Genomic DNA, 12931 nt, shown 5'->3' with positions numbered 1-12931 from the left:
GTTGCTATTTTTTGAGTTGTTTTAAGGTGTTATCTTGCAGAGCAAGGAGTTGACTCAACCGCGACATATCATCACGTTCAGGGATCCCCGCCAGAAACAGTCTCCCTTGTTCATCGAAGGCTAAATCCAATTTCTTATCTTCTGGTGTTATAACGCGTTGGTATTGCTTAAATAATGTCTTTCCGAGCGGTGTTAGAAGGTGAAGCTGTTGGTTATCACTGCCTCTTAACATCAATGTTTGCGGTATTTCGACTTTAAAGGGTTCGCTGATCAACGCATCAATGTAGGGATTCATTCGCTTAACTCTATCTTCAATCACATCCCATTCATAACCGCTATATACTAAGATATCCCCTTGAAATCGCTGTTTTATTTCACGTATAAGTTCAAATAAGGCATCTGGCTGCTCGAATGGCTCGCCCCCTGAAATGGTGATACCATCCGCAACAGGATACCATTCTACAATTTGGTTAATCAGCTTTGCCACCGTAAGATAACTTTCTTTCACATGCCAAGTATCGGGAGATAAACACCCTTTACAGCGCAATGAACAACCTTGAAACCAGATACCAATACGCTTCCCTGGTCCTAAGGTTGTCACAGGAAAATGAATACGTGAGACGCTAATATTCATTAAGTTAATTACCAACCGCGGTTAACATGATTTGCGTATTTTCCCCCATTTGAATGGACGTAATTTGATAAGCGCTATTGGTTTGTATGTCTTGATCAAAAATTGCTCTCGATAATGGATTAATCAAATGCATTTCCAATTGATTGCGGATCCCACGTCCACCATTAGAAAGATCCGCCAAGCAACTCACTTTTAACGCCTCTTTGGCTTCAGCGGATATTGAAATAGTTAAAAGCTGCTTTTCTAAGCCTAACAAAATGTTATCCACCATTTGCTCAAAAATCTGCTCAGCAACGTCTGGACGAATAAAGTCAAAAACAATAATGTTTTCACCAATACGGTTAAGTAGCTCAGGGCGATTAAGTACCAATTTAAAATGGCGTTCTATTTCATTTTTTACATTACGCGTAACCGTTTCAAACGGTTCATGTGGCTGGACGTTGGCCACCCGCTCCCCATTAGTATCTAAACGGTAGATACCGAGGTTTGACGTAAAAATAATCAACGATTCCGAAAAATATACGCGATCACCACGCCCAGAGGTTAAAACTCCATCATCAATAATCTGTAAGAATTTATCCATTAAATGAGGGTGGGCTTTTTCAATCTCATCAAACAAAACCACGCTAAATGGCTTTTCACGGATAGCATTGGTTAATTCACCACCAGAATCATACCCCACATAACCTGGGGGGGCTCCAATCAGTCTCTGGTCTGCATGTTCGGCACTAAATTCAGACATATCAAAGCGAATATAAGCACTTTCGTCACCAAACAGTAATTGCGTCACCGTTTTGGCAAGTTCCGTTTTACCAACACCTGTAGGCCCTGCTAAAAACAATACACCGCGAGGACGCCCACCTTTATGGCTACCAACCCCTGTCATTGCACGTTTGATAATATCTAATAAATGCGTAACAGCATGTTGTTGACCTTTTACTCTACGTGAAATCACAGCTGGAGCATGATGAATTTTTTGCTTATCAATTTTTTTCCACGGATCTTCGGTGATCCCCACTTTATATCGGCGAACGGCATCGCGAATACTGGCTGCAGGCACCTGCTCAATACGTGCCAACTGCACAATTGCCGTTAAATCCAATAAAAGCAACCCTTCGGTTTCATCAACAAAGTCATTAATTATCTGTGGCTTATCAGCTTCTTCAATACCATTAAAATCCACCAGCGAGCCTAATAAACTTTGGGCTAATAAACGGCGCACTTGACCATCAGGTTTGGCAACAGGAATAGCTCGAATACGTGGGTTATTAATGACAAACCAATCGGGTAAATCTGTTTCTTTTTCGACTATCCAAAACACCGTATTATAGAACGGCTGATGATGCTCCCCTGCTGGCCTTGCCTTGCTTTGATGTGATGCAACTAATGCACGAGTAAATAAACTGTGTTCTGCAGGGGTGAGGTTATCATGATGGGAAATTAAACAAGAAGCGAAGTCGATACATAAGGCAATAGGCTCTTGTTTATCTTGAATAAGCCGTTCAAGCAGATGATTCAACATATCAATGCCACCAGCTGCTTTACCCTCAGTAATATTTAACCCAAGCCGTTGCATAACGGCCTCAGTTTCTTGGGCATCTTGCGCGGGGTTTGCTAAGCAGTGAAAGCCCACTAATGGCGTGTAAGTCAGCGCATATGCATAACCTGCTTTAAATAAGCTATTAAATAAAGACTGGTTAAATGGTAAAGGCGTGACAACTGAAGGCGCAATTTCACTGGCTTGTAAATCGCGAACATTACCAAATAACACAAACTGACTTTTCAGCGGGATAAATCGCAGTAAGTCCCTTAACCAACGTGGATTTTGAAAATCAGTATGCATGGCTTCCCCTCATTATTTCATTTTTTGCAGTTTACCTGAATAAAACAAGGAACGCGCTGGCATATCGCTTTAATAGACAAATATCTGAACATTCTCAATCTGTTCAAAAACAGCTATCTTTAAATTTGTGATAATTTATTTTAATGAATAAAATTCTTAAACGGTTATTTCGTGATAGGTGCTTCTTTTTAAATAATTATCACTGTTAATTCCCAAACTGCCGCTATAGTATTGTGTTAATGAAGACCAAAGCAGAGCGAGGTGAGTCATGTGGCAAGCAATGTGTCGTTTATTAAGTGAACACTTAGGTGAAGCGGAGCTGCGTAACAAAGTCATTCTCTCTGGTGGTGATATTCACCATACGCTAAGAATCGACTATGGCGAACACACAGTATTCGTTAAACAAAATCGACGTGAGTTTCTACCTTTGTTTAAGCAAGAAGCTGAACAGCTTGAAATGCTCGCCAAAAGCCAAACAATCACCGTTCCCAAGGTATATGGCGTGGGGAGTAATAAGCACCATAGTTTTCTTCTTCTTGAATACTTCCCTTTAAAACCGTTTGATACCACCAACGCTTGGCATTTTGGTCAACAGCTTGCCCGTTTACACCAATGGGAAGAACAGCCTAGTTATGGTTTTGATTTTGACACCATGTTAAGTACTATTATTCAACCAAATGGCTGGGAAAAACGCTGGAATTCGTTCTTTGCAGAAAAACGCATTGGCTTACAATTACAATTAGCCTCTGAAAAAGGCATGGTATTTGGTGATATTCAGCGAATTGTCGATATTGTTAAAAATAAATTAACAGGTCACCAACCACAACCCTCTTTATTACATGGTGATTTATGGCCAGCTAACTGTGCCATTACCCATCAAATCGATGGAGTTCTTTATGATCCTGCGTGTTATTGGGGTGATAGAGAATGCGACATTGCGATGTTGCCATTGTATAAAAATATTCCCATTCAAATTATTGATGGTTACCAAAGTGTTTGGCCGCTGCCAAATGGCTTTTTAGATAGGCAGCCTATTTACCAATTATATTATTTACTTAATCAAGCCCATATTTTCGGTAATGAGCAAAGCTACCTGCACGCCCAAAAGATAGTTGATTTGTTATTAAAGGAATAAAAAGGAACAATAGGCAAGTGAAGCCAACATCGCTACAGGTCAAAGTATGACCAAAATGTATTTTCTAAATAATTCGGACTGTAGCTAGGCGGCAAACGAAGATAGCTTGGGGAGCATACACAAGTATGTGACTAAGGTAACTGAGTGCAGACAACAACGCTGCGGTTTGAATAACACGCGGGATCCATCCCCTAAATAGTTCAAGCTGCAGCTAGGCGACAAGTGAATGAGTCGTTAGGAGCATACACAAGTATGTGACTAGCGCGAATGAGCGTAGTCAACAACGCTGCGGTTTGAAATATGACGGGGATGAGGAGCATACACAAGTATGTGACTTAAGATACTGAGTGAGGCCAACACCGCTACAGTTCGAAGTATGACAAAAACGTATTTTCTAAATAATTCGGACTGTAGCTAGGCGGCAAACGAAGATAGCTTGGGGAGCATACACAAGTATGTGACCCAAGTAGCTGAGTGAGGCCAACACCGCTACAGTTCGAAGTATGACGAAAATTACCAGTTAAGTAATTTAAGGATAAAATACAGCCCTATTAAAAGTACAACTGGCCAGAAATAAAGAATAAAAAATTGGGTAAAAATGGTGTGCCTTGGAATGGTGACGTTTGCTTCCAGCTCTGCTTTGGACAGCTCGATACCTTTGGCTTTTTCCAAAATCACATGATCTTCAAGGCTTTCGCGAATAAATTTAATTTGTCGGTACATTCTTAGCCCTGATGCACTGAGAGCCAAACCAACAAAAATAAAGATAAAGATAAGAATAAAGCCAAGGTTGCTACCTGAAAAACCATTGGCAACTTGTGGTACAGGCGAATTATTCCAGAAGAAATTTAAAAATGGTGTGGTTTGCCGTGTCATTTCCGCCATTAGTTTAATAAAATCATTGGCAACAGCGTTGATCCCCTCACCTGTCAGCCCTTTCATCCCCGCGAGTTTAACTAAAGACGCCAACGTCGAAATTAAAGCTACCAGAAAAACAACCCAACCCAGAATACGTTTGCCGATTGCGACATAATTAGCATTGTGGTAATTCATTACTGCTCTTCCTCAGAGTTATTATTCTCGATAAATTTTCATGGTGACTTTTCAGGGATAATAATAGCCGAAATTATTAAATGCCTCCAAATTTACCTTGTAAAATGATGATTGTGTAATAACTTTCAGAACTTTAAACATTTTTAAAAACACATTAGATAAACAACTTTCACCATCTGTGCCTATTCGCTTTAGTGTTGAGTTGTTACAATCACCCATTCAATTAATACGAATATTTGTTCGTTTGCTGATATCATAGTCAGTTAGTAAATAAATACTATTATCGCTGGGTAAGTTCCCTTAATTCCTACTGCCACAAGGGTAAAGCTTATTGGCAATAGGGTTTACATGAATGGAGTTTTAACATGTACCATAACCTTCCCATCCAATCCGTTATTTTTGATATGGATGGTTTATTGATCGATTCGGAACCTTTTTGGGAGCAAGCTGAACTTGAGGTCTTTTCACAGTTAGGCGTTGACCTTGCGATTGCCAACACTCTGCCTGATACTTTGGGTTTACGTATTGACCATGTTGTTGAGCTTTGGTACCAAGCCTCACCTTGGCATGGATGCAGCCAACAAGAAGCCAAACAACGGATTATCGACCGCGTTGTGGGCTTAGTTGAAGAAACCCGCCCTATTTTACCTGGTGTACAACATGCTATGGAACTGTGTCGTTCAATGGATTTAAAAATTGCACTGGCATCTGCATCACCATTGTATATGCTTGAAAAAGTGTTAAATCTGCTGGATATTCGCGACTATTTTTCTGCTGTCATTTCAGCGGCTGACTTACCATTGAGTAAACCACACCCTGAAGTTTATCTGAAAGCTGCTTCTGCACTATCAACCAAACCAATTCATTGTGCATCTTTAGAAGATTCATTTAATGGTATGATTTCAGCCAAAGCCGCGAGAATGCGCTCTATTGTCGTGCCAGATAGCAAACACTTTAATGATCCACGTTTTGGTTTAGCGGATATTAAATTAAGCTCTCTAAATGAATTAGAATCAAAACATTTACGCTAGTTATAGCCATGTGTGTAATTTATGTTCACCCCTATCTGACTTAGGTAGGGGAATAACCAAAAAATATTAAATCCTTTCCTTATTTGCTAATAAATAAGAGTTTTTTTACCTTGTCTCCTCTATCTTATTCTTTTCAAACACTTTATACTGCCAATTAACTGTATAGATAAACAGATGGTATTTTATCCACCATGACCGCTGAAGGGCATCTGCTTTTTTCCGTCGCCTCTTTGATAATGGCCCATAAACTCCAAGTCACCCCTGAGCTTGCTCAAGGTGATTGGCTGCACTTGGTTCCAGGCGCGTTATTAGGTGCATTATTACCCGATATTGATCATCCATCTTCTCTACCTGGACGGCTACTACGTATTTTTTCACTTCCCATTTCTAAGCTATGTGGTCACCGCGGTTTCACTCATAGCTTACTTGCATGGTTGTTATTAATGCTTTCATGTTATCAGTGGATCCCCGTGCAATGGCCTATTCCTAATGACCTCATTCACGCTTTTTTATTAGGCTATTTGAGCCATTTAGTCGCTGATATGCTAACACCGTCAGGGGTGCCATTTTTATGGCCATTACCTCAACGTTTCTGTTTTCCCATTATCCGTGGCAAAAATAGCAAACGTAGTGAACGTTTTATTGCAATCGTTTTGACGGTTTGTGCCTGCTTATTGCCTACAGGGTATCACTTTGATTTTTATTCTCAGGTAGAAAGTGTAATAAAATATATACAAAATCAGCTAGATATACGCTTCCCTACATAATCTTCAGTTTTGTAATATAATGTAAGCATGAATAATACTATCTTATTACTATTTAGTATAAGAAATGTGTTTTCTCTGTTGATATCATATAACCAGTTGTTAGAAGCAACTAAATCCTTATAACCAATAAGGATTAAAGGGCTAGTCACATACCTTATAAAAAACGATTTGGAGTTCGGAATGAATATTCCTCTAATTATTAATGTGCTCGGCTTTGTAGCACTGCTGATACTGTTGGCAAAACTGGGAGCAAAAGGCTGGAGTCTGTCTAAAAAAGTGTTAGTCGGTCTGGTCTTTGGTGTCGCTTATGGTGTCGTGCTGCATCTCGTTTACGGAAGCGGCCACCAGACAGTAAAAGACTCCATTCTTTGGTTTAATATTGTTGGTAATGGTTATGTGCAGCTATTACAAATGGTGATTATGCCATTGGTATTCGCATCTATCTTAAGTGCTGTTGCAAGACTGCACAAAGCGTCTTCCTTGGGCAAAATTAGTTTCTTAACGATTGGAACATTACTGTTAACGACCGCAATCGCAGCCCTAGTCGGTATTTTGATTGCCAACCTGTTTGGCCTGACTGCAGAAGGCTTAGTACAAGGTCAGTCAGAAACTGCACGTTTAAGCGCCATTGAAACTAACTATATTGGTAAAGTTTCTGATTTAACCGTACCGCAACTGATTTTATCGTTTATTCCAAAAAATCCATTTGCGGATTTAACTGGAGCAAACCCGACATCAATTATTAGTGTGGTTATTTTTGCAGCCTTCTTAGGGGTAGCTGCATTACAACTGTTTAAAGACGATAAAGAGCGCGGTGAAAAAGCGTTAGCGGCAATTGATGTTATGCAAGCTTGGGCAATGAAATTAGTTCGTTTGGTCATGCGTTTAACACCTTACGGTGTCATGGCCCTGATGATCAAAGTAGTCGCAAGCTCGAATCTTCACGATATCATTAACTTAGGCACCTTTGTTATTGCGTCTTACGTCGCTCTCGGCATTATGTTTGTTGTCCACGGTATTTTTGTCGCAACAACTGGCTTAAATCCAATTAAATTCTTTAAGAAAGCTGGCCCTGTTCTGACATTCGCCTTTACCAGCCGTTCAAGTGCTGCAAGTATCCCTTTGAATATTGAAACGCAAACACGCCGTTTCGGTATCCCTGAGTCTATTGCAAGCTTCTCGGCATCTTTTGGTGCAACAATTGGCCAAAACGGTTGTGCAGGTATTTACCCTGCAATGTTAGCGGTCATGGTCGCTCCAACCATGGGAATTAACCCGTTTGACCCACTTTGGATCGCAACGTTAGTCGGTATTGTCACTGTGAGCTCAGCAGGTGTTGCTGGTGTGGGTGGTGGTGCGACGTTTGCTGCATTAATCGTCCTGCCTGCTATGGGCCTACCAGTAACCTTAGTTGCGCTGTTGATTTCCGTTGAACCATTAATTGATATGGGCCGTACAGCCCTTAACGTCAGCGGCTCAATGACAGCAGGAACAGTGACTAGTCAATTAATGGGTGAAACAGATAAAGCGGTGTTTAATCAAGATGATGATGCTGAACTAAAACACGTTTAGTCTCTTAGCTTATTTTTACTGGAAAAACCTGCCGACACAGCAGGTTTTTTTATGACTGTAAATTGCCGTTTAATTTTATTTAAATCAAAAATAACTATCTAACCTAGTCTTTTCCACTAAAAACCATTGCAATTCACTGGATTTACATAAGATAATAAAATTCGAGCAACGTTTTCTTGAGCTTCCTGCTTGTGTTGCGTCAACCCGTATTCTACGGGGATATTATCAACATCAATATCTGGTTTTGTTATGTCAAATATTCATATTCTAAAAACCGACCCTTCAGAGAACCCTTGTATAAGCTGCGGTGCTTGTTGTGCCTATTTTCGTGTCTCTTTTTATTGGGCTGAGGCAGAAAGTGGCGGTGGCGTTGTTCCACAACATTTAACCGAGCAAATCACCCCTTTCATGAGCTGCATGCATGGCACCAATCAAAAGCAAAATACACGCTGTAGCGCGCTACAAGGCACGGTAGGGGAATGTGTGTCTTGCTCCATTTATGCACAACGGCCTACGCCTTGTCGTGAATTTGAGCAATCTTGGCAAGATGGTATCTATAATGAGGCATGCGACCGTGCACGTGCAGCTCATGGGCTACCTCCCCTTGAACCACATCATCCACAAATCGCTTGCTAACCCGTCAATGACCCAGAGTTTTTCTGGGTTATCTTTTGATTCATTTTTAAATCAAACAATTGCTTCCCTGCAAATATCGTCCTTTCAAATAAATTAGATCAATTCATTCATAACTTGCATCGCCAGTTCAAACGAATATAGGCGCGATTGATGATCAAAAATTTGCCCATTCACCATGATTTCATCCGCTTGTGTTTGCCGTAAAATTGTTTCTAAGCCATGTCGAACTTTGGATTTATCCCCAACCAATGACATCCCAAGTGCTTGCTGAACACCATATTCTTCAGCTGGAGACCAAATATTAGCCATGTTTTCAACGGGTGGTGGTAATTGGGAGGTCTGCCCACGACGCAGCATAACAAAAGCTTGCTGCATCGAGGTAAATAAGAATTCGGCCTCACGCTGTGTATCTGCCGCAATGATATTAATACACACCATCGCATAAGGTTTTGCTAGCCTTGCCGATGGCTGGAAATTAGTGCGGTAAACCTCTAATGCTTGCAATAGCAAATCAGGGGCAAAATGGGAGGCAAATGCAAAAGGTAAGCCTAATTTTGCAGCAAGTGTCGCGCTATAAAGGCTTGATCCTAATAACCAAACAGGGATTTTTTCACCAAAACCAGGAACAGGGCGAACTCCTGGGTCAGGATTAGTCGCATCAAACCAATTGACTATCTGGGCAATATCTTGTGGGAAACTGTCAAGATCCGTGCTCATATGGCGGCGCAGAGCCTGCATCGTTTGCTGGTTACTCCCTGGTGCACGCCCTATCCCTAAATCAATACGTTCTGGGTAGAGTGTATTAAGCGTACCAAACTGCTCGGCAATCACTAAAGGTGAATGATTCGGTAGCATGATTCCTCCCGAACCTAACCGTAACAATTGCGTATTCGCAGCTAAATAGCCAATGAGTACCGATGTCGCTGCACTGGCAATCCCAGTCATATTATGGTGCTCAGCAAGCCAATAACGATGATACCCCAGTTTTTCTGCTAATTTAGCAAGGTCAAGAGAATGGGAAAAAGCCTCTTTTGCCGTTGATCCTTCAGTTATTGGAGCAAGATCGAGCAAAGAAAGAGGGATTTTTTTATCTGACATATACGCTCACTTTGTTAGGATTATGGTGATATTGAACCTAACTTACCATCCTAGTCTATTGCGTCCTTAGCCTCCACAATAGAAATCCTCATTAGCACAACTGGAATAAAAATGTAAACTTTAGTCTACTAACCCACTGTTTTTACTAAATTATGAATTAAGCATGCATAAAAAGTGCAGTAATTATGAAGCTTCAGTCAAGGGAGGTAAAAGCGATTGAGCTACGAAAAATTTTCGTGAATGATGGTTTCATCAACCAGATGAGGAAATTGAAATGAAAAAATTAAATGCAGGTTTATTCGCTTTAGCGTTAATGTCAGTGGGTTTTGCAGCAACCGCAGCGAATATGGGCAATGGTGGGAATAACAACATGCAACGCCCACATATGGGTAATCATCATAATATGGTGTACAGCGTAGCTGAACAAACCACGACGCCAAATGAAACAGTGAAAAAATTGGCGAATAATGCGCCTAAAATTGAAGATGGCAAACGCTATGTTGTAAAAGTTACTGTAATGGAGGTCCCTGAATTTACTACGAATAACACACCTGTGCCAAAACCTGCTAACGCCCCCACAGCGCAGTAAAGGGTAGTATTGATTAACCTTGTTAATGGTATCGGTAAAACCTTTTTTATTGATAAGCATAACCAAATAGCATAATCAATAAGATACCGATATGCTGAAAGGACAATAAAGAGTTCTATATATCCTACGATTGCCTCTGTTTATCAGGGGCTTTTTTTATAGTTTCTCTTAAATACTGTCCCCTCACTAGTAATAATACCTAACAACAGCTAATCTTATTTTAAGTGGAACGTTTTTTCTGCTTATTTCCTTATTTAGATATTTAGTTTTCCATTTAAACGCAGGAGCTTATCATGGGCTATTATGAATTGAAATATCACCAACTAATTAAAATTTATTATTAATCATATAACTACAAAAATAAAACCACCTTAAACTAGATGCCATGTACACCACTATGTACACATTTAGATTGACATAGTGTGATAGCGCATGATTGTTTGTGACTGTGTAACCTGAGGAATATAACCGAATTTTTATGGGTATTAATTCCTTGATATTTCATTTCCAACATAAATCCGACCAATATTGATATCCTGCCCTAGCCTGACTGTTTAAAATTCGCCCCCACACTTAATCGGGGGATTTATGAACAAAACTCAGCTTATTTTATTAGCGCTCAATTGTATCAACGAAAACAGAGAGCCATCACACACAGAACAATCACGCATTTATGTTTTCTACAAAACAAAGATAGAAAACATGGATATTTCTGTAAATGCATTTATACTTTCATTAATTCAACTAATTGATAAATCAACAATAAATATACAAAAAAGAGAGTCGATATTCGATTTTTTTAATGTACATATCAACAACGCAGCGATAAAATCCGAAAACAGGAAGCATAATGTCAAATAAAACAGTTGGTGAATTTATTAAAACAACTCGGCTAGCCAAAGGTATTTCAACAGACGAAATAGTTAGATCACTAACAATTTCAGAGTATGAATATACTCAATGTGAAAACGGCACTAACTCTCTATATATAGACGATTTACTATCGATAGCAAAACTACTCGACTTAGAGGTGAGTAGCTTGCTATCTTTGCATAATTCTTAATTGCCGCAATTATGCGGCTTATTGTTTTTCCATCTGTTCCGCAGCTTCCTGCTCAGCCCTTTCCGCTTCCTCTGCTACACGTTTAGCTTCTTCTTGCGCTAATCGCTCTGCTTCTATCTTAGCGAGTCTCTCAGCTTCAGCTTGCTTTTGATTGTAGATAGAGTTGCTAGGCATGTTTACACGAACATCAACCCAGTGACCGTTAGGAATGTCGCATAAATCATAGTCATTAAGCCCTTTAAATTCAGGGTACGTTTCTAAGCGTTTGGCTGTTAATGGAGGTGGCAGTTGATGGTCGCGGAAGCGAGATTCAATGATAATGTCACCGTCTTCTAGTACTTCGAAATCACCCCAAATCAACGGGAGGCGATTAATACCATCGGGAATAACAATGCCGCCATGGATGCCTCCCCATGATGCATCTGAGTGCATGCCAAGTGTGCCTTTGAGTTTATAGCGACCCGTTTCGAGCTTTTCGAGCTCGACGCCCTCGGATTCTTCGTTAAGTTCTATGTGGTCAGAAAAAACTTTGATAATCGGTGATGCTGCTTTTAAGTTACCATTTGAGTCTTTAGTTGTATTTCCCGTATGATAAATCGTGCACCAATCAAGAACCGCGTTGTTATTTATCATTCGGAAACCAAAGTCACTTTTACCACCGATAGCGAAACCAAATTGTGCGCCATAGTTACCTGTTGAGTGAGCAAAAATATTAAATAGCGTGTGATTACCTTTGTTATAACTATCTGAAGTGGCACCACCATAGCAGTATGCTGGCCCATTTATACGATAATCAGAAACGACAACCCCATTTTGTGCAAGTGTGACACCTGTGCTTTTACCAATCCCAAAATCACCAAATTGCAGTAATTTAGCTGTAGATCCTGCCGCTACCCTTGGGATTTCAAGCCTTCCCCCCCACGCCCCCCCGACGGTGTTGTACTGAAAAAATGCCAATGAATCATCACCATCAGCAGTTGATGGATATAAATTTAATCGATTATTAACGCCGTCACGCAATACTGTGACAGATGGAAGAACTAGCCCGCCCGTTAAAGTCCCGCCTTTTTTATCAACCTTACCATCTAGCTGCTTATCTATTTCTGCAACCGTACGAAGCTTAACTTTCTGGCCATTAGGTAACTCAAATTCAATAGTGCCCGTTCCAGTCATCAACTCCGTGAAAATATCAGTGAATATCTCACTAGCAATGACTTGTGCTGTCGCTTTATTAACTCCGTCAGAAATAGAGTCAATCATTGTTGTTAGAATTCTATATTTAACATTAGTCAGTTTTACTGGCACGGGAAAGCCCAGCGTTAAAGCTGTGTTACTTTCAATCGAATCAATGCAGTTGATGATTAGAGTTGCCCCATTTTCAATCAACACAAGTTGTCCGACTGAGACAAGTGTGCTGTTATCCTTCCAACGTGTGCCTGTCCCTGTTATTTTTGGACTATTTGCTGTAGTGCTAACGGTACCGATATTATACATAGAATTTATTCTCCGA

The 12931-nt window shown here is 40.3% G+C and carries 12 protein-coding genes; 7 read left to right on the top strand and 5 right to left on the bottom strand.

All coding sequences use genetic code 11. The features are described 5' to 3' along the window. Nucleotides 1-4: 4 nt before the first annotated feature. Nucleotides 5-634, bottom strand: coding sequence for a 4Fe-4S single cluster domain-containing protein (locus M1F05_RS08195; protein ID WP_206083995.1), 630 nt, complete (start codon nt 632-634; stop codon nt 5-7). Nucleotides 635-638: 4 nt separating this feature from the next. Further along, entirely contained in the window at nt 639-2477 is a 1839-nt protein-coding gene (locus M1F05_RS08190; RefSeq protein ID WP_206083994.1) for an AAA family ATPase, read from the bottom strand. A 268-nt stretch (nt 2478-2745) separates the two neighbouring features. Here M1F05_RS08190 and M1F05_RS08185 point away from each other — a divergent pair, with 268 nt between their 5' ends. After that, on the top strand, nt 2746-3612 hold the full coding sequence (locus M1F05_RS08185) for a fructosamine kinase family protein (RefSeq protein ID WP_206083993.1): 867 nt from the start codon (nt 2746-2748) through the stop codon (nt 3610-3612). Nucleotides 3613-4125: 513 nt separating this feature from the next. On the opposite strand, the gene M1F05_RS08180 is transcribed toward M1F05_RS08185, so the two are convergent. Beyond that, nucleotides 4126-4665: a YniB family protein gene (locus M1F05_RS08180; RefSeq protein WP_206083992.1), complete on the bottom strand. Its 540-nt coding sequence runs from the start codon at nt 4663-4665 to the stop codon at nt 4126-4128. A 365-nt stretch (nt 4666-5030) separates the two neighbouring features. On the opposite strand from M1F05_RS08180, the gene hxpB reads away from it, so the two are divergent. The 4 genes from hxpB to M1F05_RS08160 all read left to right on the top strand — a co-directional run bounded on the left by hxpB (nt 5031) and on the right by M1F05_RS08160 (nt 8671). Next, nucleotides 5031-5696, top strand: a complete 666-nt coding sequence (hxpB, locus tag M1F05_RS08175) for a hexitol phosphatase HxpB (RefSeq protein ID WP_206083991.1) — start codon at nt 5031-5033, stop codon at nt 5694-5696. A gap of 191 nt (nt 5697-5887) precedes the next feature. Then, nucleotides 5888-6463, top strand: a complete 576-nt coding sequence (locus tag M1F05_RS08170) for a metal-dependent hydrolase (protein ID WP_206083990.1) — start codon at nt 5888-5890, stop codon at nt 6461-6463. A gap of 180 nt (nt 6464-6643) precedes the next feature. Continuing rightward, complete coding sequence (locus M1F05_RS08165) at nt 6644-8035, top strand: L-cystine transporter (RefSeq protein ID WP_206083989.1); 1392 nt, start codon at nt 6644-6646, stop codon at nt 8033-8035. 249 nt (nt 8036-8284) lie between these two features. Continuing rightward, a complete protein-coding gene (locus tag M1F05_RS08160; RefSeq protein ID WP_206083988.1) occupies nt 8285-8671 on the top strand; it encodes a YkgJ family cysteine cluster protein in 387 nt (128 codons plus the stop codon). 93 nt (nt 8672-8764) lie between these two features. Here the strand turns inward: M1F05_RS08160 and M1F05_RS08155 are convergent, their stop codons facing one another. Next, nucleotides 8765-9769, bottom strand: a complete 1005-nt coding sequence (locus tag M1F05_RS08155) for a luciferase-like monooxygenase (RefSeq protein WP_206083987.1) — start codon at nt 9767-9769, stop codon at nt 8765-8767. Nucleotides 9770-10043: 274 nt separating this feature from the next. Between M1F05_RS08155 and M1F05_RS08150 the strand changes: the two genes are divergently transcribed. Together M1F05_RS08150 and M1F05_RS08145 are read left to right on the top strand one after the other, a co-directional pair. After that, entirely contained in the window at nt 10044-10358 is a 315-nt protein-coding gene (locus M1F05_RS08150; protein WP_206083986.1) for a hypothetical protein, read from the top strand. Nucleotides 10359-11208: 850 nt separating this feature from the next. Next, entirely contained in the window at nt 11209-11421 is a 213-nt protein-coding gene (locus M1F05_RS08145) for a helix-turn-helix transcriptional regulator (protein ID WP_318826046.1), read from the top strand. Between the two features lie 18 nt (nt 11422-11439). On the opposite strand, the gene M1F05_RS08140 is transcribed toward M1F05_RS08145, so the two are convergent. Further along, nucleotides 11440-12915, bottom strand: coding sequence for a hypothetical protein (locus M1F05_RS08140; protein WP_318826045.1), 1476 nt, complete (start codon nt 12913-12915; stop codon nt 11440-11442). Nucleotides 12916-12931 lie beyond the last annotated feature (16 nt).

This window comes from Providencia sp. PROV252, from assembly GCF_033676005.1.
Classification (GTDB): domain Bacteria; phylum Pseudomonadota; class Gammaproteobacteria; order Enterobacterales; family Enterobacteriaceae; genus Providencia; species Providencia vermicola.
Note: the sequence above shows the minus strand (reverse complement) of the source record. Positions and strands in the feature narration are given on the sequence as shown.

Bases quoted from the DNA above. Each gene is read 5' to 3' on its own strand.
- M1F05_RS08195 (WP_206083995.1), bottom strand. From the start codon at position 634: ATGAATATTAGCGTCTCACGTATTCATTTTCCTGTGACAACCTTAGGA.
- M1F05_RS08190 (WP_206083994.1), bottom strand. From the start codon at position 2,477: ATGCATACTGATTTTCAAAATCCACGTTGGTTAAGGGACTTACTGCGA.
- M1F05_RS08185 (WP_206083993.1), top strand. From the start codon at position 2,746: ATGTGGCAAGCAATGTGTCGTTTATTAAGTGAACACTTAGGTGAAGCG.
- M1F05_RS08180 (WP_206083992.1), bottom strand. From the start codon at position 4,665: ATGAATTACCACAATGCTAATTATGTCGCAATCGGCAAACGTATTCTG.
- hxpB (WP_206083991.1), top strand. From the start codon at position 5,031: ATGTACCATAACCTTCCCATCCAATCCGTTATTTTTGATATGGATGGT.
- M1F05_RS08170 (WP_206083990.1), top strand. From the start codon at position 5,888: ATGACCGCTGAAGGGCATCTGCTTTTTTCCGTCGCCTCTTTGATAATG.
- M1F05_RS08165 (WP_206083989.1), top strand. From the start codon at position 6,644: ATGAATATTCCTCTAATTATTAATGTGCTCGGCTTTGTAGCACTGCTG.
- M1F05_RS08160 (WP_206083988.1), top strand. From the start codon at position 8,285: ATGTCAAATATTCATATTCTAAAAACCGACCCTTCAGAGAACCCTTGT.
- M1F05_RS08155 (WP_206083987.1), bottom strand. From the start codon at position 9,769: ATGTCAGATAAAAAAATCCCTCTTTCTTTGCTCGATCTTGCTCCAATA.
- M1F05_RS08150 (WP_206083986.1), top strand. From the start codon at position 10,044: ATGAAAAAATTAAATGCAGGTTTATTCGCTTTAGCGTTAATGTCAGTG.
- M1F05_RS08145 (WP_318826046.1), top strand. From the start codon at position 11,209: ATGTCAAATAAAACAGTTGGTGAATTTATTAAAACAACTCGGCTAGCC.
- M1F05_RS08140 (WP_318826045.1), bottom strand. From the start codon at position 12,915: ATGTATAATATCGGTACCGTTAGCACTACAGCAAATAGTCCAAAAATA.